19 protein-coding genes are annotated in these 25432 nt (G+C 52.7%); 6 read left to right on the top strand and 13 right to left on the bottom strand.

What is annotated here, in order from left to right; genetic code table 11:
- Positions 1 to 132 precede the first annotated feature (132 nt).
- The 4 genes from KHQ09_RS05440 to KHQ09_RS05425 all read right to left on the bottom strand — a co-directional run bounded on the left by KHQ09_RS05440 (position 133) and on the right by KHQ09_RS05425 (position 3576).
- Positions 133 to 891: a lysophospholipid acyltransferase family protein gene (locus tag KHQ09_RS05440; RefSeq protein WP_370627042.1), complete on the bottom strand. Its 759-nt coding sequence runs from the start codon at positions 889 to 891 to the stop codon at positions 133 to 135.
- A 59-nt stretch (positions 892 to 950) separates the two neighbouring features.
- A complete protein-coding gene (locus KHQ09_RS05435) occupies positions 951 to 1220 on the bottom strand; it encodes a DUF4170 domain-containing protein (RefSeq protein WP_022711233.1) in 270 nt (89 codons plus the stop codon).
- A 165-nt stretch (positions 1221 to 1385) separates the two neighbouring features.
- Complete coding sequence (locus tag KHQ09_RS05430; RefSeq protein WP_213596865.1) at positions 1386 to 2240, bottom strand: 3'(2'),5'-bisphosphate nucleotidase CysQ; 855 nt, start codon at positions 2238 to 2240, stop codon at positions 1386 to 1388.
- Positions 2227 to 3576, bottom strand: a complete 1350-nt coding sequence (locus tag KHQ09_RS05425; protein ID WP_213599828.1) for a TldD/PmbA family protein — start codon at positions 3574 to 3576, stop codon at positions 2227 to 2229. Before KHQ09_RS05425 ends, KHQ09_RS05430 begins: the two co-directional genes overlap by 14 nt.
- A 422-nt stretch (positions 3577 to 3998) precedes the next feature.
- On the opposite strand from KHQ09_RS05425, the gene KHQ09_RS05420 reads away from it, so the two are divergent.
- Positions 3999 to 5858 carry a monovalent cation:proton antiporter-2 (CPA2) family protein gene (locus tag KHQ09_RS05420; RefSeq protein WP_075654420.1) on the top strand — a complete coding sequence of 620 codons (1860 nt, stop codon included), beginning with the start codon at positions 3999 to 4001 and terminating at the stop codon, positions 5856 to 5858.
- Between the two features lie 91 nt (positions 5859 to 5949).
- On the opposite strand, the gene KHQ09_RS05415 is transcribed toward KHQ09_RS05420, so the two are convergent.
- The 4 genes from KHQ09_RS05415 to KHQ09_RS05400 form a co-directional block, all read right to left on the bottom strand.
- Positions 5950 to 7311 (bottom strand): M16 family metallopeptidase, encoded by a 1362-nt coding sequence (locus tag KHQ09_RS05415; protein ID WP_213596863.1) that lies wholly within the window; start codon positions 7309 to 7311, stop codon positions 5950 to 5952.
- Positions 7311 to 8873: a M16 family metallopeptidase gene (locus KHQ09_RS05410; RefSeq protein WP_213599826.1), complete on the bottom strand. Its 1563-nt coding sequence runs from the start codon at positions 8871 to 8873 to the stop codon at positions 7311 to 7313. The genes KHQ09_RS05415 and KHQ09_RS05410 overlap by 1 nt, the downstream gene beginning before the upstream one ends.
- 231 nt (positions 8874 to 9104) lie before the next feature.
- Positions 9105 to 9659, bottom strand: a complete 555-nt coding sequence (rsmD, locus tag KHQ09_RS05405; RefSeq protein WP_022711239.1) for a 16S rRNA (guanine(966)-N(2))-methyltransferase RsmD — start codon at positions 9657 to 9659, stop codon at positions 9105 to 9107.
- Positions 9659 to 11596 (bottom strand): pseudouridine synthase, encoded by a 1938-nt coding sequence (locus KHQ09_RS05400; protein ID WP_213596861.1) that lies wholly within the window; start codon positions 11594 to 11596, stop codon positions 9659 to 9661. Before KHQ09_RS05400 ends, rsmD begins: the two co-directional genes overlap by 1 nt.
- A 375-nt stretch (positions 11597 to 11971) precedes the next feature.
- Here KHQ09_RS05400 and KHQ09_RS05395 point away from each other — a divergent pair, with 375 nt between their 5' ends.
- The gene (locus KHQ09_RS05395; protein WP_238481702.1) at positions 11972 to 12403 is read left to right on the top strand and encodes a nucleoside deaminase; all 432 of its coding nucleotides are present in this window, start codon (positions 11972 to 11974) and stop codon (positions 12401 to 12403) included.
- Between the two features lie 55 nt (positions 12404 to 12458).
- On the opposite strand, the gene KHQ09_RS05390 is transcribed toward KHQ09_RS05395, so the two are convergent.
- The 5 genes from KHQ09_RS05390 to KHQ09_RS05370 all read right to left on the bottom strand — a co-directional run bounded on the left by KHQ09_RS05390 (position 12459) and on the right by KHQ09_RS05370 (position 19570).
- Positions 12459 to 13127, bottom strand: coding sequence for a hypothetical protein (locus KHQ09_RS05390; RefSeq protein ID WP_075654416.1), 669 nt, complete (start codon positions 13125 to 13127; stop codon positions 12459 to 12461).
- A gap of 316 nt (positions 13128 to 13443) precedes the next feature.
- On the bottom strand, positions 13444 to 16350 hold the full coding sequence (gene ileS / locus KHQ09_RS05385; RefSeq protein WP_213596859.1) for an isoleucine--tRNA ligase: 2907 nt from the start codon (positions 16348 to 16350) through the stop codon (positions 13444 to 13446).
- Positions 16351 to 16716: 366 nt separating this feature from the next.
- Positions 16717 to 17538 (bottom strand): MipA/OmpV family protein, encoded by an 822-nt coding sequence (locus KHQ09_RS05380; RefSeq protein ID WP_213599822.1) that lies wholly within the window; start codon positions 17536 to 17538, stop codon positions 16717 to 16719.
- Positions 17539 to 17643: 105 nt separating this feature from the next.
- Complete coding sequence (locus KHQ09_RS05375; RefSeq protein WP_151158945.1) at positions 17644 to 18666, bottom strand: bifunctional riboflavin kinase/FAD synthetase; 1023 nt, start codon at positions 18664 to 18666, stop codon at positions 17644 to 17646.
- Positions 18667 to 18721: 55 nt separating this feature from the next.
- A complete protein-coding gene (locus tag KHQ09_RS05370) occupies positions 18722 to 19570 on the bottom strand; it encodes a TIGR01459 family HAD-type hydrolase (protein ID WP_213596852.1) in 849 nt (282 codons plus the stop codon).
- 550 nt (positions 19571 to 20120) lie between these two features.
- On the opposite strand from KHQ09_RS05370, the gene KHQ09_RS05365 reads away from it, so the two are divergent.
- The 4 genes from KHQ09_RS05365 to KHQ09_RS05350 all read left to right on the top strand — a co-directional run bounded on the left by KHQ09_RS05365 (position 20121) and on the right by KHQ09_RS05350 (position 25389).
- Entirely contained in the window at positions 20121 to 21839 is a 1719-nt protein-coding gene (locus tag KHQ09_RS05365) for a Tad domain-containing protein (RefSeq protein WP_238481567.1), read from the top strand.
- Between the two features lie 413 nt (positions 21840 to 22252).
- Positions 22253 to 22549: a co-chaperone GroES gene (gene groES, locus KHQ09_RS05360; RefSeq protein WP_022711248.1), complete on the top strand. Its 297-nt coding sequence runs from the start codon at positions 22253 to 22255 to the stop codon at positions 22547 to 22549.
- A 109-nt stretch (positions 22550 to 22658) separates the two neighbouring features.
- Positions 22659 to 24302, top strand: a complete 1644-nt coding sequence (gene groL / locus KHQ09_RS05355) for a chaperonin GroEL (RefSeq protein ID WP_075654413.1) — start codon at positions 22659 to 22661, stop codon at positions 24300 to 24302.
- Between the two features lie 835 nt (positions 24303 to 25137).
- On the top strand, positions 25138 to 25389 hold the full coding sequence (locus tag KHQ09_RS05350; RefSeq protein WP_213596850.1) for a hypothetical protein: 252 nt from the start codon (positions 25138 to 25140) through the stop codon (positions 25387 to 25389).
- Positions 25390 to 25432 lie beyond the last annotated feature (43 nt).

Here is a 25432-nt window from a genome sequence, read left to right as displayed (position 1 = left end):
GGCCGCTATCACAATTTATTGTCAGCCAGAGCGGGTTGCGTTCAAATTTAATAACGACGCTCGCTCTGGATTCTTTAGTTGGCCGCATTGTCACGGCCGTCAATTTGATCCAACCTGACAAAATTAAAACGATCAAGTTGGATCAACTTGACTGTGACATGCTCTGGCAGGAGGTGGCAGCATTCCCAGCTGTTTATAAGCGGCAAGCGTGGCAGCATCGAGTTTGCGGGTCAGTTCGAGCCGTTTTTCCTCAAGTAAATTTTCATCCGCATCCGCAGGCACCCAGACCGGCTCGGTCGTGGTGGCAGCGGAACGCCCGAAAGGTAGCGGTATTGAGGTTTTATCCCAGCTTTTTTCCAGAATTTTGCTGCGTGAAAAAGCATAGGCAACAGGCAGGATCGGGCGGCCGGATAATTTGGCCAACAGGATAATGCCCTGTCCTGCCTCACGCACCGGACTATGCGCCACATCGGCAATCATGCCGGTGCTGGTGCCCTGATCCAATGCCCGCTTCAGGGTGATCAAAGCACGTGCGCCACCTTTTCCGCTATTATCGCTGTCAGCACGCCCACCGGAACCGCGAACCGTTTGCAGGCCGAGCTTTTCCGCCACACGGGCATTGAGCTCCGCATCGGCACTGCGTGAAAACATAGCCACAACCGGCACGGATTTATCACGCACAAACGGTCCCATCAAATGCTGGCCATGCCAGAAAGTGACGATATAGGGCGTTTGCTTTTTTTGGGATGCAATCGTTTCGTAAAATCCCGGCAGGCGTTTATTGGTTGCATAAACCAGCCGGAGATAGCCCGAAATCAAATTGACCAGCACCGTCTTCAGAACTTCTGAACGCGCCAAAGGCCCGCGAATACGCTGCCAGGCGCGTTTCAAAAACTTGGTCAGAAATCCGGTTCGGTGCGGTTTGTCACCTGCCACAGTCAGAACGCACGTCAGGCTTTATCAGCAGAGCGCACAGCTTCAGCAACTGCACTTGCAGGATCGAGCAGACGATGCATATGCACGATGAAATAACGCATATGGGCGTTATCAACGGTCTGTTGGGCCTTGGACTTCCAAGCCATTTTAGCGGCTTCATAATTCGGATAGATGCCGACGATATCCAGCTTGTCCAGATCGCGGAATTCCATAGAATTCAGCGTCTTCAATTCACCGCCGAATACCAGATGCAGCAGTTGTTTGTTTTCACCAGATGCGGTCATGTTTCTAATCCTGTCACTGAGATTATGTTTTGCCGGAGGCAGAGCATTTATAACCTGCCTTTGTTGCCGCCCTCTTTAGAGCGGTTTACGTCCAAGTTCAACCGGAGTACTTATTGCACACTCTTTAATTTATCGTATTTTCTAAAGCACCCGCGACAAGCCGGCTCAGGAATAATTCTGATCCGACAATAACTGCCGTACAACGCTCAGCATTTCTTCTTCAAAACCCGCAACCGCAGCCACCAGCACATCATGGCTGAACGGTTTTTGACCCGCAACTGCACCACCTGCCGCGCCATAGCTAAGTGCCTGCCCCTCAAGGGTCAAAAGCCTGCCGCCGGCCTCGGAAAGCAGCAGATCCGCCGCAGCCAGATCCCAGTCATGAGCACCGCCGCGCACGAAAGTTCCGGCCAGCTCACCGCGTCCGACCATGGCAATACGATAAGCCAGCGACGGCACATAGGGAGAGAATGCTACCTTACTGCGAAAGCCTTCCGGCAGATCATTAAAATGTGAGCGCGACATCGCCACAGGATAGCTGCGGCCATCCGCAGGCAGCAGCGCTGCAACCGGCGTGCCATTCTGGAAAGCACCCTGTCCGCTGACGGCGCTCAGCACCTCTTTACGCACCGGAACATCCAGCACACCGCAGCGCGGCTTGCCCTGATCGATCACTGCAATGCTCACGCACCAGCGGTCATCACCGGCAAGAAATGCGCGGGTACCGTCAATCGGATCGACCACAAATGCCCGTTCTCTGCCGGTACGCTGCTGGTCAGTTGCCGTTTCTTCTGAAATCCAGCCATAATCCGGCCGCGCCTGCAGCAAAAACTCCTGAAGGAAGCGATCAACGGCTAAATCCGCTTCGCTCACCGGAGACTGACCGCCTTTCAGCCAGACCTCCGGATTATTGCCATAATAGCGCAAGGCAATTTTACCCGCTTCCGCTGCCGCTTCACGGATGAGTTGCAGGTCATCGCTGTCTGCTGTTTGATTGGTTGCTTCTTTAGTTTCCGGCAAGCGTCATTCCTTCAATGACCAGCGTTGGTGCTGCGGTCCCGTAAGACCGGTCGAGATCGCTGGCAGCGGTCATATTCATAAACATATCTTTGAGATTGGACGCGATGGTCACTTCACTCACCGGATAGGTCAGCTCGCCGTTTTCAATCCAGAAGCCGGAAGCACCACGGCTATATTGGCCGGTAATCATATCCACGCCCTGTCCGAAAACCTCGGTGACATAGAAACCGGTGCCGAGTTCTTTCATCAGTTCTTCCGGTGTGCGTGCACCGGCTTCAATCGCCAGATTGGTAGAGGACGGCACAACAGTTGAACCGGAACGCACACCTCGACCATTGGTTTCCAGCCCCAGCTCACGGGCGGTCGAGCCGGAGAGGAACCAGTGCTTCAGCACACCGTCCTCAATCATGGTCAGTTTTTCACCGGCAATGCCCTCACCGTCAAACGGGCGGGACGATGAGCCGCGCAGGCGCATCGGATCATCGGTGATGCTGACCCCTTTGCTCAGAACCTGCTGTCCCATTTTATCTTTCAGAAAGCTGCTTTTACGGGCAACGGATGCACCATTGATGGCACCGGCAATATGACCGGCCATGCCGCGTGCCACACGCGGATCGAACATCACATTGACCGGGCCTGTTTTAACCTTACGCGCATTGAGACGGCGCACAGCCCGTTCACCGGCGGTGCGGCCAAGATCTTCCAGCTCCGGCAAATCGGCAAAATGCAGACGCACGCGCATATCATAATCACGTTCCATCGCGGTGCCTTCACCGGCAATCGCACTGACAGAGCGGCCAAAACGGCTCAGCGTGTAAAAACCTTCAAAACCGCCGGAGGTCACCAGCACCATACCGCCCAAACCGGCAGAAGCTGTTGCACCGCCGGAATTGGTGACACCGGCAACTCCCCGCGCAGCTTCTTCCATTGCCAGCGCATCTTCAGTCATGCGTTTGCTGTCAATTTGTGTCGGATCGAACAGATCAAGATCGGCAATTTGTTTAGCCAGTTTCGACGGATCAGCCAGCCCCTCATAAGCATCTTCCGGCGAGACTTTTGCCATCGCGACGGCACGTTCTGCCAGCGCAACAGGATCAGCCCCTTTATTGGCACTGGCCGAAATACTGGCAATGCGCTTACCGACAAAAACCCGCAGCGAGAAATCATCACTTTCCGAGGCTTCGGTCGCTTCAACCTTGCCTAAACGCACGCTGACATTGCTGGAACGGCTGCGCACAACCACCGCATCGGCATGATCCGCACCGGCTTTTTTAGCCGCGGCAACGAGAAAACGAGCCTGATCGGCGAGTTTTTGAGCAGAGCTTTGTGCGTCCATCATTCTTCCTGTCATTCGTCTGGCGCGGTGGTGAGAGATAATTCAGCGCCCGCATTTTGCAATCTGCGAACAGTTAATTATCAGGTTTTGCCGCCTGTATAGGTTCTATATACGGATAAGCCGTGTATTTTTTAAGTCTCATTTTATGTTTATGCATGACAACTCAGGCCTGAAGAAACATATGCGGGTAAGCAGACGCCTTCTTCAGAATAATAACCTCAGTGTTTCGCCCATGTTCATGACTTCATATTTGAAAACGATGAACCCATAAACGTGATATTTTTCTTTAAAAAACCGTTATCTGCACGCGTTGTTTCATATTATGTTCGGCATGATTTGCCTGCAGCATTGTATTTGATGATTTTCTGCCGGTAGCTTATTCCGCACCCGCCCCGACAAACGTAATATGTGATGTTTTAATTATGGAAAACAATATTTCCATCGGCAGTCTTTATCTGCAGACCCTGATGATCCTCGGCGGGGCAATCATTGCCGCACCTTTGTTCAAGCGTATGGGGTTGGGAACCGTTCTGGGCTATCTGGCCGCCGGTGTGATTATCGGCCCGATTGCCCGTTTTATTACCGATGGTGAAGAGCTGCTGCATTTCTCCGAACTGGGCGTAGTGTTTCTGCTGTTCATTATCGGTCTTGATCTCAAGCCATCCCGCCTTTGGTCTCTGCGCCATGCGATCTTCGGCCTCGGTCTGGCACAGGTAGCACTATGTGCTGTCACTCTTGCTTTTCTGGGCGTTTATGTTGCCGGTCTTCCAGTTCCGGCAGCGATTATTGTCGGTTGCGGTTTTGCACTCTCCTCAACCGCCTTTGCCATGCAAATTCTGGAAGACAAAGGCGAAACCAGCCAGAAATACGGACAAAAAGCCTTTGCTATTCTGCTGTTTCAGGATCTGGCGATCGTGCCTATTCTTGCGCTTATTCCTGCATTGTCGCCAAGCGAAAGCTCACAGAGCGCTGCGAATTTCCATGTGGCAGCGGCACTCGGTGCTATTATTATCCTGATTATTGCCGGTCGCTATTTGCTGAACCCGATGTTCCGTATCATCGGCAATACCGGTGCGCGTGAAGTGATGATCGCCGCCGCATTGTTTGTGGTACTCGGTTCGGCGGCGCTGATGGAAGCTGCCGGCCTGTCCATGGCGATGGGCGCATTTATCGCCGGTGTGCTGCTGGCAGATTCCTCCTACCGTCATGAACTGGCAGCCGACGTGGAGCCATTCCGCGGTATTTTCCTCGGCCTGTTCTTTGTCGCGGTTGGTTTGTCGCTTAATCTGGTGGTCATTCTCGATAACTGGCTGATGATCCTGCTATCGGTTCCGGTGATTATCGTTACAAAAATCGCAATCATTTATCTGCTGTGCCGTATTTTCCGCACCAGCCATAATGATGCGGTCAAAGTCGCCTTTCTGCTGCCACAGGGCGGTGAATTTGCCTTCGTTCTGTTCTCCACGGCCAGTGCTGCTGCGGTTATCACCGATGCGCTGGCCTCCGAGCTGATTGCTGCCATCACGATTTCCATGGCGCTGACACCACTCTGCGTAACAATCGGCAATCGCCTGCTGACGAATACGAAGCAGGAAGACGGTATGGAGGAAAATTTCGAGGGTGCAGGTTCCGATGTGCTGATGATCGGTTTCTCCCGTTACGGACAGATTGCCTCGCAAATTTTGCTGGCCGGTGGTTCGGATGTGACGGTGATCGACAATTCCGCCAATAAAATCCGCGCAGCCGGACGCTTTGGTTTCCGTATTTATTTCGGTGACGGGCAGCGTAAAGACGTGCTGGAAATGGCAGGTATCCGCAAAGCCAAACTGGTTGCCATCTGCACCGAGAAAAAAGAAATCACCGACCGGATTGTCGATCTCATTCAGACAGAATTTCCGGATGTGAAACTCTATGTCCGTTCCTTTGACCGCGAGCATACGCTGCAATTGCGGGCAAAGGGTGTGGATTACGAGCTGCGTGAAACTTTTGAATCCGGTCTGCTGTTTGGCCGCAAAACACTGGAAGCGCTCGGCATGCCGGAGGAAGAGGCTCAGACCATTGCCGATGATGTGCGCCAGCGCGATGAAGACCGCCTGCATGTACAGGCTTCGGAAGGTATTCTCGCCGGTCGTCACCTGTTGTTCAACAAGCCGGTAACACCGGAACCTCTGGTCAAACCGACACGCTCGGCAGTGCCACTCGACAAGGCAACAGAAGAGACAATCGCACCTGCCAAACCCTATCCGGAAGCAGGCATTGTCCTCACTCCGGCAAGCGAATAAATCATCGCCGGTCAAATACAAAAACGGCGCGGTGGTCATCCACCGCGCCGTTTTTTATATTCTTACAAACCTGTATCTTAGTTCAGGCTCGTTAGTTCAGGCTCGGCCCAACCACGAGAATGGCAGGATCTGCTTTGAGCAGTTTTGCGGCAACGGCCTTCACATCATCTGTGGTCACAGCATTGATGAGATCAGCACGGCGGTCGATATAGTCACGCCCCAGATCCTGTTCCTGCAAGCCAACCAATGTGCGGGCAACGGCCACGGATGAATCCAGATTATTGATCGCATAGGCACCGATTGCAAAGCTCTTGGCTGCGGCCAGCTCTTCCTCTGTCACGCCGGATTTCGCCATACGGGCAACTTCCGCGCGGATCACATCCAGACTCTGCTGTGCACGGCCAGGACGTGTACCGGTGGCAATATTGAGACTGTTGGAATAGTCCCGGCCACTGAGACCGGAACTCACCGTATAGGCAAGGCCGCGCTTCTCACGCACTTCATTATAAAGACGTGAAGTAAAGCCGACACCCAGCACCTGATTCATCAGATAGGCTGCGAAGAAATCTTTATCACTGCGCTTTACACCCGGATAAACCAGACTGACCGTAGTCTGCGGCAGATCATAGGTCACAGATGTTGTGGCACCCAAAGCGAGCTTGGCCATTTCCATCGGCTTGAGCTCTGCTTTATCCTGCAGATTGCCGAAAAGCTTATCCAAAAGAGGCGCCAGTTCCTCGGCGCTGATCGCACCAACCACACCGATTTTCAGCTGATCTTTGCCGAACAGTTTTTTATGCGCATCCAGCAGATCATCGCGGGTAATTGTTTCCAGCGACTGTACTGTACCCTCTTCACGGCGGGCATAAGGATGCTTGCCATAGAGCACTTCGGCAAATTTCTGCGAAGCAATTGTGTTCGGATCATTCTTGGAAGCATTAATCCCTGCAATCACCTGATCGCGGATACGATCAACTGCCGCCTGATCGAAACGCGGCTTCTGAATAGCCAGAGCCAGCATGTCAAAAGCTGCCGGACTGTTCTCTTTCAGCATCCGCATACCGCCGGAAATCGTATCATCACTGGCTGTGAAGCTCATTTCCGCGCCGATATTATCCAGTCTTTCCTGATAGGCATCGGATGGCATATCACCCGCACCTTCATCGAACAGACCGGTCATCAGATTAGCCAGACCTTCTTTGCCTTCAGGGTCTTGCGCACTGCCGCCCTTAAACGAAAAACGCACAGAGATCAGTGGCACACTGCCGTCTTCCACCAGCCAGGCTTTGACACCCTTCGGCGAGGTCACTTCCTGAATATCCAGCGCATAGGCAGGCAATGTTGTCAGCAATGCGAAAAGACCAACAGCCGCAGCTTTGAAACCACGCAAAGCATTGCTACGGACAGGGCGTGCATTTTCGAACCCTGCCTCAGAGTGAAGAGAATATGTCATTATTTTTTCACCTCTGGCTTCGCATCTGTCTTCTTGTTCAGATCATTGCCTGCTGGTTTTTCACCGGCAGCACCGGTTTGCGCCTTATCGGCTGCGGCTGGTTTTGCACTCTGTTCAGGCTTTGCGGCTCCTTCTGCCGTTTCCGGTGGCAGCAGATAACCGGTCACAGCAATTGACGGTTTCAGATAGCGCTCTGCCACATCGCGGATCTGCTCCGGCTTAACGGTGCGGATTTTATCCGACCAGCCCTGCACATCCTCAACAGTCTGGCCAACGGCCAGTGAGGAACCATAAATCCGCGCCATACCAGTCTGGCTGTCACGGGCAAAAATTTCCGACTTCAGAAAACGATTGCGTGCCTGATTAAGTTCTGTTTCCGTCACACCGTCTTTAATCAGACGCTCGACTTCAACATTGATTGCAGCCTGTACCTGCTCAAGCGTGGCATCGCCGCGCGGCGCACCATAGAGCATGAATGTACCGTCATCCAGCGCGTCACCGGCATAATAAGCACCGGCACTGGCAGCAATGCCCTGCTCAACAATCAGCTTCTGATAGAGACGGCTACGCATACCACCGCCGAGAATTTCTCCCAGCAGATCAAGTGCTTCAGCGTCGCCTTCACGTCCCTTCGCCTTGGCGTTTACGTAAGACGGCACCACCCATGTGGAATTGAAGGACGGCTGATTCACACGGGCATCGCGCAATGTCACGGTGCGGGCTGTGTGCTTCACAGGTTCCTGCGGGCGGATACGCGGTGCAACTTCAAAGCGCTTCGGCAATTTGCCATAGGTGCTGAGCGCCAGATCACGGACGCGCTCCGGCGTCACATCACCGGCCACAACGAGAATGGCATTATTCGGCGTATAATAACGCTCGTAAAAACCGATGGCATCCTCAAGGCTAAGCTTTTCCATTTCTTGCTGCCAGCCGATAATCGGGCGACGGTAAGGGTGATTAAAGAAAGAAGCGGCACTCACCTCTTCGCTCAGCATTGCGCCCGGATTGCTGTCCACACGCATGCGGCGCTCTTCGAGAATAACATCGCGTTCCGGTACAATCACATCTTCGGTCAGAACCAGATTGGCCATACGGTCTGACTCGTATTTCATCACCATTTCCAGCGCATCCGGTGCAACCTGCTGGTAATAGCCGGTATAATCGGACGAGGTGAAAGCGTTTTCCTGACCGCCAATCGCTGCAACTTTTGCAGAGAATTCACCGGCAGGAACATTCTTCGTACCCTTGAACATCAGATGCTCAAGAAAATGGGCAATACCGGATACACCTTCCTGCTCATCAGCGGCACCCACGCGATACCAGACCATCTGCGTGACAACCGGTGCGCGGTGATCGGGAATCACCACAACATCCATGCCATTGGTCAGCTTAAAACTGCTGACGCCTTTCTGGGTCTTGATTTCAGGCAGAGCAGCCGGCTGATTATCATTGGCCGGATTGGTCTGGGTGGTCGCAGCGGGGGCAACCTGCGCCTCGGCGGGCTTGGCAGCCTGCGCGAAAGATGCGCCCACAGTCGCAGAACTGACAATCAGCGCCAGCATGGATGTGCTGACCAGTTGCCGGCAAAAGGATAGATATGGCACGAAAAGTGTCCCTTCCTGTTTTGCAAAACAACCTTAATTAAACGAGATTGCGGCAAATTCGCAACCAGCCATCAAGAATTATGTCATGATGACAATAATTTAATAAATATGCCCCCAAAAAGGGCAGCACTATGCTGAAATGCAAATTGCCCGCACAGAGCGGGCAATTTGTTATCTAATAATAAATTGTCAGGCCAGTTCATAAAGCCTTATCGTGGTGATCCCGTAATTGCGTTCATCGCGCAATATGAAGCGGTCATCCAGCGTGATAACGGCTTCTGACACTTCTTCCAGTATCAAAAGCGCATCCGGCTTGAGCCAACCGCCCTCAAGGGCAGAGATAAAAGCCTGTTCCCCCAAACCTTTGCCATAGGGCGGATCGGCAAAAACCAGATCAAATTCACCCATTGTGCCGGTCGGTCCCAAGGCCGTTGCATTGCGGCGGAACACTTTTGTATTCCCCTGAAGGCCGAAAGCCTCCACATTCTGGCGCAACAGGCCACGCCCTTCTACGGATTCCTCAACGAAAACCGTATAGCGGCAGCCGCGTGACAAGGCTTCAAGGCCAAGCGCACCGGTGCCGGCAAACAGATCCAGCACCCGTGTATTGTCCAGCTTCTCACGAAAACCATGCGTGATAATATTGAACAGACTTTCACGTGTCCGGTCGCTGGTTGGCCGGATTGCAGAGCTTTCCGGCGTCACCAGTGCACGTCCGCGGAATTTACCGCCGACAATGCGCATTAACGTTTATCTCCGCGCGGGCCGGAACGCGGACCTGCACCGCGAGGGCCTGCCCCGCGAGGACCGGACGGACGGTTGCCGGATGGCTTACCACCCTGCGGGCCTTTACCGAAAGGCTTGCCACCGCGACCGCCTTCAGGCTTGCCACGGAATGGTTTGTCGCCCGACGGACGATCACCAAACGGCTTTTTGTCACCAAATGGCTTCTTGTCAAAATTGCGCTCACCGGAGAAACGACGCTCTTCGCGTGCCGGACGATCGCCTTCATCAAAAGAACGACGGTTTTCCGAACGGAAGCCTTCGCGCTTGAAACCGTCGCGATTGTCTTCATCACGGCGGAAACCCTGACGCTTATAACCGTCTCTGTCCTCTGAACGGCCCTGATAACCGCGACCGCCTTCTTCACGCTGCGGACGGTCATCACCGTCACGGCGCGAACGGCGGCGATCATCGCCCGGAGTCGGCTTGGACGACGAGTTGTAGGCCTTGGCACCCGGTGCCATCCATACATTCACGCCGCGCGGACGCTGCGGCTGTGAACCAAACTTGTCATCATCCTTGTCACTACGGCCGCCTTTAGCAAAGCGCGGCTTGTCGAAACCACCGGCACGCGGTGCAGATGTGCTGAGGCGTGACAGGCCATCTTCGCGCCAGTTCTTGCCATCGCGATCACGCTGGAAAGGCTTACGCTCACCATCACGCGGCGCACGGCCTTCTTCACGGCGGTCACCTTCTTCACGGTCACGGCGGAACGGTTTACGCTCACCGTCCATACGCCCTTCACCACGCTTGGCACCGAAGCCGCCCTTGCCGCCACGGCCGCCGCCTGCATTGCGGCTGCTGGAAATCCAGTCGGATTTGTAACGGGAACGGCCCTCGCCTTCCTCGTCGCTGCCGCGCTCTTCATAGGCATCAAAACGCGGGCTGCGGGACGGCAATTCGCCTTTAACCGCTTCATTCGAGAATTCATTGAGGATCGGCGCATCAAAATCCGCACCGGAATCTTCAACCAGTTTCTCACCAAGCTGTTCACGCAGGGTACGGCCACGGATTTCGCGCACCGCACCCTCTTCCAGATCGCCCAGCTGGAACGGACCGAAAGAAACGCGGATCAGGCGGGAAACGGCCAGACCAAGCGCACCAAGAATATTCTTAACTTCGCGGTTTTTGCCTTCGCGCAGACCAATGGACAGCCAGACATTGGCGCCCTGCTCGCGCTCCAGAGTTGCCTCAACCGCGCCGTAGAACACGCCGTCAACAGCGATACCGTTTTTCAGCTCATCAAGCTGTGCCTGTGTCACTGTACCGTGAGCACGCACGCGGTAGCGGCGCAGCCAGCCGGTAGCAGGCAGTTCCAGAACGCGGGACAGACCGCCATCATTGGTCAGCAGCAACAGGCCTTCGGTGTTGATATCAAGACGGCCAACCGACAAAACGCGCGGCAATTCAGCAGGCAGTGCATCAAACACTGTCGGACGACCTTCCGGATCACGGTTGGTTGTCACCAGACCGGCAGGCTTGTGATAGAGCCACAGGCGGGTACGTTCAGCCTGCTGCAGAACTTTATTATCAACGGTAATACGATCTGTGCGCAGAACATTGACGGCAGGGCTGGTCAGCACTTTACCGTTTACAGCAACACGACCGGCAGCAATCATGCTTTCCGCTTCACGACGCGAGGCAATACCCACACGCGCCAGACGTTTGGCGATACGTTCGCCTTCTTCAGCGGCACTCATATCAAAGCCGCGGGGCTTATCGCCGCGAGGTTCAAAACCACGAGGTTTGTCGCCGCGCTCACCGAAGCCGCGCGGCTTGTCACCACGGGATTCACCTTCAAAACGACGCGGACGGTCAGAACCTCTGTCATCGCGCGTACGCTCACGCTTTACAAAAGGACGCTTGCCGCGTTCATTATCATGATCATCACGGGTCATTAGAATATCAGCCTTTCACCGGTATTTCTGCCCGGCGTCAAAAATCGAAAATCAGGATGCGGAAAGCCCTGCTGCAAAACCGCTGCGCGTTTTCGCCGGACATGCTTTATGCTAAATCATTCCGATCCGGCAAAATTTAGGATAAAGCTGGCACGATTGCAGCGCAGTTCTTATGCTACACACCTTATTAAAGCTACGCTCTAACAAATCATCACCGCGCTTGCGAGTAAAATATCTGAAAGGCTGCCGCACATTATGCAAAAAAACGCAACCGGCGGCAATTCCGGCAAGATGAACGATGAAAATTCACAATCCCCTGCGGCAAGTTTGGTTTCTGTGACACATCCGGCAAGCGGTCATGCAAAGATATCTCCTATGCAGGCCGCGATGGAAGAAGCCCGCGCCGCAGAAGCACGGGGCGAAGTGCCGATCGGCGCGGTCATCACGCATAAAAACCGGATTATCGCCCGTGCCGGCAACCGCACCCGCGAAATCAATGATCCGACCGCCCATGCCGAAATTCTGGCAATCCGCATTGCCTGTGAGGCTCTGGAAAATGAGCGGCTCGGTGATTGCGATCTCTATGTGACGCTGGAACCTTGCGCCATGTGCGCGGCGGCGATTTCTTTTGCCCGCATCCGCCGTCTTTATTATGCTTCAAGCGACCCGAAGGGCGGCGGCGTGGAATATGGCCCCCGCTTCTACAGCCAGCCGACCTGCCATCACGCACCTGAAGTCTATTCCGGCATAGGTGAAGCGGAGGCAACCGACATGCTGAGACGTTTCTTTCAGGAAAAACGCAAATAAAAAAGCCGCGTCCTTTATCGAGACGCGGCTTTTTCAAACTTCATTCAAATCCGAATTAAAGACCGAGCTTATCGCGCCAGCTTTTTGAACCGGTGGCTTCAGCCTTACGACGGCGTTCTTTCTTCGCCTCGTCTTCACCCAGATCACCAACTGCAGCAGTGGCGGCTGGCTGGCGATAGCTGACCGGCGGCTCACTCAGATATTTACGCTGTGTGGCAGAACCGCCTGCGCGATCAAGCTGCGCCTGCTTGGCGGCTGCAGCAACTGCCGGATCGGCAACAGAATCACGTGATGCATAATCTTCACGACGGCTGGCACCGCTTGGCAGAATCTGACGGCGCGGTGTGAAATCGCTCGGGCTGTCCGGTGCAATCGGCGAAACGAAATTCGGGTTGTCGCGGTTTGCTTCAATCTCTGCACGCAGACGCTTGCGGCGCTCTTCCGGCGATTCCGGCCATGAAGGATCACCGGCGCGGGCAACACTTTCCTGCGGCTGCGGCAGGCTTTCTTTCTGCCCTGCAACAGGCTTCACCAGCTCCGGACGCGGCTTATATTCAATACCGGTTCTCTTTTTCGGACCGATTGTAGCAATGGATGACATATCATCCAGCAATTGCGTGCTGGCTGACTTGCCTGTTCCATAGGTCGGATCGGACACACAACCGGCAAGACCCAAACTGGCCAGCACTGTTGCGAAAGCGAAAATGCGTCCTTCAATCTTCATGAGCACCACTTTTATCCGTATTCGGCCAGATTACCCAACCACCGCTACATTAAATTTCATGCATTATGGCGTTATCCGTACTTTCCGGCAACTCCAAGGCATGAAAGCAGATTTTCACTGCCGACAAAATATTTCAATGCAGTGCCTTAGCACGGCAGAAAATATGCGGCAATCACTGATAACTGCTTGTCAGAGCGGTTCCTGTTAAAATTGAATTACCGGAACCGCTCTTTTTCTTTGTTTTACGCATTATCCAACGCAAACCGCTTCGCACTTTTGCTGGAAATGCTTACCTGTGATCGCCGCAGATTCATACTTATCCCAAACGACCAAGAGCTTTCAGCTCATGCAATGCCGCAGCATCGCGTGCCGATACATCAGGGAACTCAGAATCACTGCCGACATCATTGGTATAACGCCATGAACGGGCGCATTTTGCACCGTCGGCCTTGGCAGGCACAACAGCAACACCCTTCACATCGCTCAACGCGAATGCCTCACCGGCAACCGGCTGGTCGCTGATGATCAATCCGCTGGTGATGCAGATCTCAGCCATATCCAGACCCTGTACCGCTGAGAGCAGCGACGCATCGGTGATGTGTACGAGAGGTGCAGCTTCCAGCGACGAGCCGATACGCTTGTCCGCACGTTCCAGTTCCAGAGCGCCGGTAACAACGCGGCGTACATCGCGCACCTTGTCCCATTTCGCAGCCAGAACCGGATTATTCCATTCAGCAGGAATGTTGCGGAACTGCTCCAGATGCACGGAAACCGCATCTTTATAACGGTCAAGCCATGCTTCTTCCGTTGTGAAAGGCAGCATCGGTGCGAGCCATGTCACGATATTATCGAACAGGTGACGCACGGTCTGCAAAGCAGCTTTGCGGCGCAGGCTCGATGGTGCATCGCAATAAAGCGCATCTTTGCGGATATCGAAATAGAAAGCCGACAACTCGATATTGGTGAAGTCGATCAGCGCACGGGTGATGCGTTTGAATTCAAATGCATCATAACCATTGCGAACAACTTCATCCAGCTCGCTCAGGCGATGCAGCATCAGCTTTTCAAGCTCCGGCAGATCGGCATAGGCAACTTCTTCGCCTTCATCATGCGCCAATGTACCCAGCATCCAGCGGATAGTGTTACGCAGCTTGCGGTAAGCGTCGATATTGGTCTGGATGATGCTCTTGCCGAGGCGCTGATCGTCCCAGTAATCCGAGGTCATCACCCAGAGACGCAGAATATCTGCACCGGAATCCTTGATGATTTCCTGCGGGGTCACTGTATTGCCGAGCGACTTCGACATTTTCTTACCATGCTCATCCATGGTGAAACCATGGGTCAGCACTGCATTATAAGGTGCACGGCCACGGGTTCCGCAGCTTTCCAGCAGCGAGGAATGGAACCAGCCGCGATGCTGATCCGAACCTTCCATATAAAGATCGGCAGGCCATTTCAGATCAGGGCGGTCTTCCAGCGTGAAAGTATGGGTTGAACCGGAGTCGAACCAGACATCGAGAATGTCGGTAACCTGCTCCCAAGCCTCACCGGCGCGGTTGCCGAGGAAACGCTCACGCGCACCTTCTGCAAACCATGCATCAGCACCCTCCACTTCAAAAGCCGCGAGAATACGTTCATTCACAGCTTCATCAATCAGCACTGCGCCATCTTCGGCTGCGAAAACGCAGATCGGCACGCCCCATGCGCGCTGGCGTGACAGCACCCAGTCAGGACGATTTTCAATCATCGCACGCAGGCGGTTCTGTCCGGCAGCCGGTACAAAACGTGTATCATCAATGGCTTTCAGAGCGCGGGAACGCAGCGTTGTGCCGTCGCCCAGTTCTTTGTCCATATAGACGAACCATTGCGGTGTATTGCGGAAGATGATCGGTTTTTTCGAGCGCCATGAATGCGGATAGGAATGCTTCATGCGGCCACGGGCGAACAGCAGACCACGCGCGATCAGTTCTTTGATAACCGCTTCATTGGCATCACCCTTCTTGCCGTTATCATCGATAACACGGGCAGCACCGCCTTCACGGTCAGGGCCAAAGCCCGGCGCATCGGCAGTATAGAAACCGGCATCATCCACAGGGAAAGGAATCGCAGGATTGATACCGCGTGCTTCAAGTTCACGTGCAGCATCCATCCATGCTTCAAAGTCTTCACGACCATGGCTTGGCGCAGTATGGACGAAGCCTGTACCGGCATCATCGGTCACATGCTCACCGGCAACCAGCGGCACAATAAATTCATAACCGCCGCCAAAGCCTTTGAGCGGATGGGCAGCAGTCATGCCATGCAGCTGTGCAGTGGAAACATCGCGCAAACGATTAAAAGTCAGCTTGGCTTTCTTGAAGCATTCCTCAGCCAGATTATCAGCGAAGATCAGCTTCTCACCAGCCTGCGGGCCAAAATCATTTTCCGCGCCGGTCACTTCATAAAGACCGTAGGAAACCTTTGGCGAATAGGCGATGGCGCGGTTGCCCGGAATTGTCCAAGGTGTCGTCGTCCAGATCACCACATGCGCGTCAGCTAGTTCCGGCACGGATGTGACAGGGAATTTCACCCAGATCATATCCGACTCAACATCGTGATATTCAACTTCGGCCTCGGCCAGAGCAGTGCGCTCAACAACTGACCACATAACCGGCTTGGAACCGCGATAAAGCTGGCCGGAACGGGCGAATTTCAGCAATTCACCGGCAATGCGGGCTTCCGCATGGAAATTCATTGTGGTGTATGGCTGTTCAAAATCACCGGTGATTGCCAGACGTTTGAACTCATCGGTCTGAACCTTGATCCAGCCTTCAGCAAATTCACGGCATTCCTTGCGGAATTCATTAACCGGCACTTCGTCTTTATTCTTGCCCTGCGCACGGTATTTTTCTTCGATCTTCCATTCGATCGGCAGACCGTGGCAATCCCAGCCTGGGACATAGTTCGAATTATAGCCGCGCATCTGGAACGAGCGGGTGATCACATCTTTCAGCGTCTTGTTCAGCGCATGACCGATATGGATATTACCATTGGCATATGGAGGGCCGTCATGCAGCACCCAAAGCGGACGATCCTTGGCATCTTCACGCAGCTTCTTATAAAGATTCATCTCTTCCCAGCGTGCGACCAGCAGCGGCTCACGCTGCGGAAGGCTGGCACGCATCGGAAAGTCGGTCTGCGGCAGGTTAAGCGTTTTGGAATAATCGATTTTTTCAGCAGTCATTATCTTGAGCATTCAGTTGGACTACCAAGCATAATGCAGGCACTATGCTTCTCTCAGGCAGGCAGTCTTAAGAAAATATATATCCTGAAATTGCGGCAGAGTTCATCATACCTCAGGATGTCAGCTATTCTTCCCGGACCTTTCCCCCTGAACCATCCGGTCAGGCTTAAGAAAAGGCCGGGCCAATAATTCGGCCGGCATAGCGCAGCATTATAAATATCGAGTATTGTCTCATCATGGTGATGCTTTTACCAATGCAGGCGCGCAGAATAAAGAGGCAAGACAGATAAACTTTGCCCTTCCGGCAGATTTTCAAAGCAAATAAGCCGTTACTTTTCTAAAACCTGACGGTTTTCGCTCCAAACATCAGTCCAGCGTAAAATCAAAACGATAGGTTGCCGAAACACCAACCGTCAACTGATGGCGCGATCCGCGCTCGGATACAAGGCTGGAGCGCGCTGCTTTACCCTGCAATTTAGTATATTCGGCGTAAAGGCTGGTTGTGATTTTATCGGTTGTCATCCATGTCACTGCGCCGCCCAGTCCAGCAGATGTAACTCCCCCGCCATCCGGATCATAAACGGAAAGACCGCTGGCAACGGATTCCTCAGCATTAATACCATAATAGGTATCCAGATATTTCTCGGAAGCAAAGGACATGCGCGGCCCGCCGGAAACACGGATAGCCGGTGTCACATCATAAAATGCATCCCCTGCCAGTTCGCCGACAATACCATTATGCGCCCGAACCCCGTGACGCAGTTCTGAGCGCAGACGAAACCAGTCCGTCGGATAGAATTCCATAAAGCCGCCGACCTCACCGCCCCATGGCACATCTTTCAAGCCATCGGCCTGACTGCCCCCGCGTGCCATCAAAAACTCGCCGGTCAGCCCCACGCGAAAATCTTCCATATCCATCAGAGCGAAGGAAATATTGTCATTGCGGGATGAAAAGCGCTCGGCAACACCTGTGCGGCCGAAGGAAATCAGAGGCTGCGCACTCATTATATATTTGCTGGAGCCTGTAAAACGGGGCTGGCGGTAAAAGTCGCCGCCGACGGTCAGCGACCAGTCACCTGACCAGAAATGTTTTCCTGATGATTGTCCGCCCTCTTCCGCCAAAGCCGGATGAATGAATGATGCAGCAGACAAAACAGCCAATCCGGCAATCCGGAACCGGTTAAACATATTACGCAAAACGCATACTCCAGACGCCATTTGCAGGCGGACAAACAGGTATGCGCTTATTTTTCAAGTAAAGCGGTAAATATATTCTGAAATATTGAGATCAATTCAGCTGCGGGAGAATGTCAGATAGGAATCCAGCAAAGAAAGCGGCTGTACAGCGGATAATATTGCCCGTGCTTCAGCTTCATCCTGCCGCATCTGCACCATCAATGCATCAAGCGAATCGAATTTTTCTTCTCCGCGTAAATAAGCAAAGAAAGATACAGAGCAGAATTCGCCGTAGAGATCGCCTGAGAAGTCAAACAAGAATGTCTCAAGCAATGCGCAACCGTCACTATCCACGGTCGGGCGGCGGCCAAAACTGGCAACACCATCATAAAGTGTGCCGTCAGCACGGCGGAAACGCACAGCATAGATACCGTGCTTCAGATTGGTCTGCTCCGGCAGCGCCATATTAGCTGTCGGAAAACCAAGCGTGCGCCCCAGTTGCTTGCCTTTAATAACTGTACTGGCCAGCGTGTAGCGGTAGCCCAACAGTCCCGCGGCTCCCGCCACGTCACCTTCCGCCAGATGGGAGCGAATGCGCGAGGAGGAAACCACCTCGCCGCCCTCATCGGTGAAAGGCTCAATCAGCGTGACGCCGAAACCGTGTTTCTCACCCGCCTGTTTCAAAAACTCAGGATTGCCCTGCCGCTTTTTGCCGAAGTGAAAATCAACACCGGTAATGACTTCCGATGCACCCAGCCGTTCGATCAATGCCTGATCGATGAATTCCTGCGCACTCAGGCAGGAAAATCCGGCATCAAAGCCCTGCTCCACCACAACATCAAAACCGAGCAAACCCAGAATAGCCGCTTTTTCCTGCGCATCAGTCAGGCGGTCAACCGGCTGATCCGGATTGAAAAAACTGCGCGGATGCGGCTCAAATGTCAGCACAACTGCCGGACAATTGCGCTCTTTGGCCAGTTGCAGGGTTTTCTCAAGCACAGCCTGATGACCGCGATGCACACCGTCAAAATTGCCGATCGCCACCACGCCGCCGCGCATATGTGCAGGCAGCGGCTCACTGCCGTTCACACCGCAGGTGAGACGAAGAATTGCGGATTTTGCAGCAAATTCTGAAGGCATCGCAGTCATTGAGTTGTTTCAGATCAGTTGTTCAGGGATTAAAAACTTCCGGCAATCACACCAGATAACGCATCACTGCTGCCGGCGCCTCACCGTGACGGCCAAGAAATGCCAGCAGCTTGTCGTGATCGACTTCGCCCTTGGCCACATAATCAGCCGCGTGAATACCGCCGGAAATATACAGAACATCCACGCCGTAATTCTGCGCACCTTTCACATCGGTCAGCATACCGTCGCCGATAGCAAGGATGCGGGATTTATCGACAGACTTGCCGGTCAGCTTTTCTGCGGCCTGCATTGCAGCCGCATAAATCGGGTGATGCGGCTTACCGGCGATAAGCGTGCGACCGCCGAGCTGCGTGTAATCACGCGCCAGTGCACCGGCACACCAGATCAGGCGGGTGCCGCGTTCCACAACGATATCAGGATTGGCGCAGATGAATGGCAGATTGCGCGAACGGAAACGCTGCAGCAGTTCGGCATAATCTTCCGGCTTTTCCACTTCATCATCGACCAGACCGGTACAGACAACACCGGACGCCTCATATTCTTCAACCAGCTCCACATCCAGCCCGTCATAAATCGCCAATTCGCGCTCAGGCCCCAGATGATAGATTTTGCGCGGGCCTGCAGCGATCAGATCACGGGTAACATCACCGGATGTCACGATCTGGTCATAGCTCTCATTAGTGATGCCCATCATTTCCATCTGGGCGGCAACACCGGGATTTGGGCGCGGCGAATTGGTAATCAGCACCACTTTGACACCGGCCTCGCGGGCACGTTTCAGAGCATCTGCAGCCGGACGATAGGCTTCCACCCCATTATGCAACACGCCCCAGACATCACTGAAGATCACATCATAGCGGTCAAAAAGATCATCGAGTTTCGCCGGATGCAGCATAAAACTATCCTTAAATCAATTATCTCCGCAGCTAAACGGAGCACAGGCGCACCATTCGCGCGCACGGATCTGCATGAAAGACGCGGTCGAAGCCAAAGCTTCAGGCGCCGGATTTTATAAATGCTCTAAACCAACAGGCAGCATATGTCACCCGTTTTGCGTGGGCGAAAATATCACAACACTGTTTATATTTTGACGCAGCACGGAACAATGCCGCTCATGTTTCATTAACTCTACCCTGTACCCAGTTTTTTTACTGTGTTTCGTGACGGCTTGTTAGAACCAATCCATTACCATCAGAGAAAATGAAAAGATTGAATCGCGTTTCCTGTTTTGCCTGCCGTTATCTGAAACGTCACACGACATGAAACAGACGGACAATAAGAAGACTATGTTCCGGCCTGTGCCGGCAGGAGAGACTATGCGTTGCGTAAAAAGCCCAAAACAGCGATCCGGCAGTTTTTCTGCACTGATAATGCGGTTTCGCAGAAACCAGACCGGCGCTATTGCCCCGCTTTTCGCATTGATGCTCCCGCCTATTCTTTTTGCAATGATGCTGGCGATTGACACAGCCAATCTGATGCGTGTGCGCGGAAATGTTCAGCAGTCACTTGATGCCGCTGCGCTGGCTGTCGGTAAGCGCTTCACTGTCGTTTCGGAAGAAAGCCAGATCCGGGCATTCGGCAAAAAAATATTTGATGCTAATCTGCGTGCCATCGAACCGGACAAAACTCAGTTTACTCTGGAGTTTCCTAAAGGTCGCGATTCAGACCAGCAAATCGTTGCCGGCGCATCCTTCCGTTATATTTCATTTTACGGAAGAGCCGTAATGGCAATGACGAAAGATGAGGTTGACTGGGATCAATATACTTTTTCAATGTCTGCAACTGTACGCCTTAAGAATACTCTGGAAGTCGCTCTTGTCCTTGATAATTCCGGCTCGATGGCTGAGCGCGGTTCGGGCTCAGGTCTCAAACGCATAGATTTACTTAAGCAGGCATCCACTCAACTTGTAGACAAGCTGGCAGAACAGGCCAAGCTTATAACGCATCTTGAAAATCCGGTACAGTTTTCCCTGGTTCCTTTTGCTGCCTCAGTCAATATCGGCCCTGAAAACCAGACCCAGCCGTGGATGGATCAGACCGGCATTTCGCCGGTTCATTATGAAAACTTCACCATGCCCACGGCAAACAACCCTATCAATGTCGGGTACAATAAAAATATCATTCTTCGTGATGGTGCTTATTTTAAACAAGGGTCTGGTTGGGGAAGCGAAAACGGCCATTATTTCACGCGGTTCAGCCTGTATAATGACATGCAAACCACACGTGGCAGAACATATACAAGCTGGAAAGGTTGTGTAGAAGCACGCCCCGGAGAGTACGGCATTAATGCTGATCGCCCGACGATTGATAAGCCTGACACGATGTATGTGCCGATGTTCGCCCCCGATGAATATGACACCAGCCGCTCTCTGAACCATTGGTGGTCGGATAACGGGGGACGCTACGACAGCTATCAAACGATGCAACGGGATTTGAAAAAATACTACATCGCGCAAAACACGTCTGGTGAAGGAACATCCGGTCCGAATTACAGCTGCACAACAACGCCGATCACTACACTTACAGATGTAACAACTGACAATGGCCTGAGAACGGTAAAAAATGCCATTGCCAAAATGCAACCGGATGGCGGTACAAATGTGCCGGAAGGTATGGTCTGGGGCTGGAGAACACTTATCCAGAATTCGCCATTTGCAGGCGGAAGAGCTATTTCGGAGCGGGGCAATGATAAAGTCGTCATTGTTCTGACCGATGGTGCCAACACTTATTACCGTTACAACTCACTCGGCGGTACAGACTATGCAAACAACATATCCAACTATTCTTCACTGGGATATACCGCAGTTACAACTAAATCCTACGACAGAACACGTATTTTTCAGGAAGCACGCGGCGCCAGCAATGTTCATGACAATGCCTATTATACTGAAGCACTGAATGCGCGCTTCAAAAAATTGTGCGAGCTTGCAAAACAGGACAAAATCATGGTGATGACTGTTGCGCTTGATCTGCGGCAGAACAATGCGACAGATCGCAAGCAGATGGAAACTATGAAACAATGCGCCTCAGAATCTCGGGTGCGATTTGATAAGGACTTTCCTACCCAGCGGGCAAAACTTTTCTGGAATACAACCGGCGGCAATCTTGAACAGACATTCCGTGAAATTGCGGATGAATTATCCAATTTGCGTGTTGTCCGCTGATTGATGAGAAAAACCACGGCGCGGCTGCACAGAGCCCGCCGTGGTTTTATGTTTTTCACCCTCACAACAGAATTCATACCGCCTTCACATTCGAACAATAATATCCGAAACCCAGCGACACGCTTTTGCGACATGTAAATTTGTTGCCGTCAGGCACTTATAAATCCGCAGGACGGGCATCATATTTGTGCCTAAGCATCTGATTTACGATGCCCCCTGTCAGTTTTTACAGGGTTTATCACCGGCAATATTGTCTTTTATGCCCGCCGGAAACCTTGACTCCGAAACGGCTCTTTCCTATATCAAAAGCACGTTAGCACTCACACAAAGAGAGTGCTAATAATCCACGGGCCGAAAGGCCTTCAACTCATTTTGCTGCCTTATTTCAAGGCGTATTTTCAAGGGTTATATCCATGGCAGAGATCAATTTCCGCCCTCTTCATGACCGCGTTGTCGTTCGTCGTGTAGAATCGGAAGCAAAGACAGCCGGTGGCATCATTATTCCTGATTCAGCCAAAGAAAAGCCGTCTGAAGGCGAAGTTGTCGCCGTTGGTTCCGGTAACCGCGATGAAAGCGGCAAGCTGGTTGCTCTGGACGTTAAAGCTGGCGACCGCGTTCTGTTCGGCAAATGGTCCGGCACAGAAGTGAAGATCGGTGGCGAAGACCTGCTGATCATGAAAGAATCCGACATTCTCGGAATCATTGCCTGATTTTCGATTTAGCCTGAGCGGTTCATAGCCCGGGCTTATTCACCATCCCTTTTCAACAGTTCAAATCGGGAAGCTTTGAAGGTAAGACCTCAGGCTCCAGGAGAGAAAAATGGCTGCTAAAGACGTAAAATTCGGTCGTTCAGCGCGCGAAAAAATGCTGCGCGGCGTCGATATCCTTGCAGATGCTGTTAAAGTAACGCTCGGCCCTAAAGGTCGTAACGTTGTTATCGACAAATCTTTCGGTGCGCCACGCATCACCAAAGACGGTGTATCGGTTGCCAAAGAAGTAGAACTTGAAGACAAGTTCGAAAACATGGGCGCACAGATGCTGCGCGAAGTCGCAAGCAAGACCAATGACACTGCCGGTGACGGTACAACAACCGCTACTGTTCTCGGTCAGGCCATCGTGCAGGAAGGCGCAAAAGCTGTTGCTGCCGGCATGAACCCGATGGATCTGAAGCGCGGTATTGATCTGGCTGTGACTGAAGTTGTTGCAAACCTGCTCGGCAAAGCTCAGAAAATCAACACTTCTGAAGAAGTTGCTCAGGTTGGCACAATCTCCGCTAACGGCGAAGCTGAAATCGGCCGCATGATTGCGGAAGCGATGCAGAAAGTCGGCAACGAAGGCGTCATCACTGTTGAAGAAGCCAAGACAGCTGAAACCGAGCTGGAAGTTGTTGAAGGTATGCAGTTTGACCGCGGCTACCTGTCTCCGTATTTCGTAACCAACCCAGAAAAGATGGTTGCAGAACTGGAAGACGCTTACATCCTTCTGCACGAAAAGAAGCTTTCCAACCTGCAGGCTCTTCTGCCGGTTCTCGAAGCTGTTGTTCAGACTTCCAAGCCACTCGTCATCATCGCTGAAGACGTGGAAGGTGAAGCACTGGCAACTCTGGTTGTTAACAAGCTGCGCGGCGGCCTGAAAATTGCTGCTGTTAAGGCTCCGGGCTTCGGCGATCGTCGTAAGGCAATGCTCGAAGATATCGCTATCCTCACCGGTGGTCAGGTTATCTCCGAAGATCTCGGCATCAAGCTGGAATCCGTGACCCTCGACATGCTCGGCCGTGCGAAGAAAGTTGCGATCACCAAAGAAAACACAACTGTTGTTGATGGTGCCGGTTCGAAAGCTGAAATCGAAGCCCGCGTTGGCCAGATCAAACAGCAGATCGAAGAAACTTCTTCCGACTACGACCGCGAGAAGCTGCAGGAACGTCTTGCCAAGCTAGCTGGCGGTGTAGCAGTTATCCGCGTTGGCGGTGCGACTGAAGTTGAAGTTAAAGAACGCAAAGACCGCGTTGACGATGCTCTGAACGCAACCCGCGCTGCGGTTGAAGAAGGTATCGTACCTGGTGGTGGTACAGCCCTGCTCCGCGCATCGGCCAAGATTACCGTTACAGGTATCAATGCTGATCAGGACGCCGGTATCAACATCATCCGTCGTGCGATCCAGGCTCCTGCCCGTCAGATCACCACAAACGCCGGTGAAGAAGCATCCGTAATCGTTGGTAAAATCCTCGAAAACGCTTCCGAAACCTTTGGTTACAACACTGCAACCAACGAATATGGCGATCTGATCAAAGCTGGTGTTGTTGATCCGGTTAAGGTTGTACGTACTGCTCTGCAGAACGCAGCTTCTATTGCTGGCCTGATGATCACCACCGAAGCCATGATTGCTGAACTGCCGAAGAAAGACGGCGGCATGCCAGCAATGCCAGGCGGCGGCATGGGCGGCATGGGCGGCATGGACTTCTAAGAAGTCCATCCGAGCATTTCGTAGCACAGGCGTGAGCGCCTGTGCGGCCACGATAATGCGGCTAAGAAATGAAAAAGCCTCTGAGAAATCAGGGGCTTTTTTTTACGCCCATGAACTAAAAATCCTGCACCGCAAAGCGGTGCGGGTAGCGGCATGGATTTCTAAGAAATCCATCCGAGCACTTCGTAGCACAGGCGTGAGCGCCTGTGCGGCCACGATAATGCGGCTAAGAAATGAAAAGCCTCTGAGAAATCAGGGGCTTTGTTTATATCAAAACACTAAAATCTGCACGGCATAACGATGCGTCACAGGATATAGCTTGCCTTATGCATTTAAGCTGATTATGTAGCCTCTCCATTTTTCAGGAGAGATATTTCTAAATAAATTGTAACCAATGCGATTAGCGACCATCACAATTGCAATGCATTATTTTTTTAAAGTTACTGTACTTAATGATAACTCAAAATTATTTTAGTATCTCCTTAAGGATCAGGCTTTAAAGATTGAAAATCTGCAGCTTGCGCTGGTCGGCACTCCTATTTGCCCCCGCTTGAAGGAACTGCTGACCGCGCATAGGGAAGACGGGGAAACCCGTCTTCCCACGCCTTTCTCAGTACAATTTCCGCTTTTCACAAGTCATAAATAAGAGCTCCGATATGCCGCTTGCGCCTGTGAAACTCATAGTTCAGCCTGTTGGCTGGCCGCTCCATCTCAGCACTCTGTTTTACATATAAATGCTTCACACTTTCCGGAATGCGCTATAGGTTTGCATTTACAAGATTTGCTGTTCTGATCTGGACAGTGCTTTCATTGCACCGCAACGGAGGGAAGACGAATGCGTAAAGAACACCCGATTACAACGGCACCGCAGGACGGACGCACAGTCACGGTACTCTGGACAGACTTTGATGGTCAGCTCAATGAATCTCCTGCCCGTTATCGCCGGCTTGAACAGCTTCAAAAAGCCGGTGGCGACTGGAATGAAAGCGACACCGGCTGGTGGACTTTCATTGACAGCACAACCCAGAAAAAAATCGAACCGACTGCCTGGATAGAAAATCCGGATGATGAGGCCGAGGACGATTGAACCGCCTTTAATATTGCGCGCGCGATAACGGCACCGCACTGAA

Source organism: Pseudochrobactrum algeriensis, from assembly GCF_018436245.1.
In the GTDB taxonomy this organism is placed as follows: domain Bacteria; phylum Pseudomonadota; class Alphaproteobacteria; order Rhizobiales; family Rhizobiaceae; genus Pseudochrobactrum; species Pseudochrobactrum saccharolyticum.
Note: the sequence above shows the minus strand (reverse complement) of the source record. Positions and strands in the feature narration are given on the sequence as shown.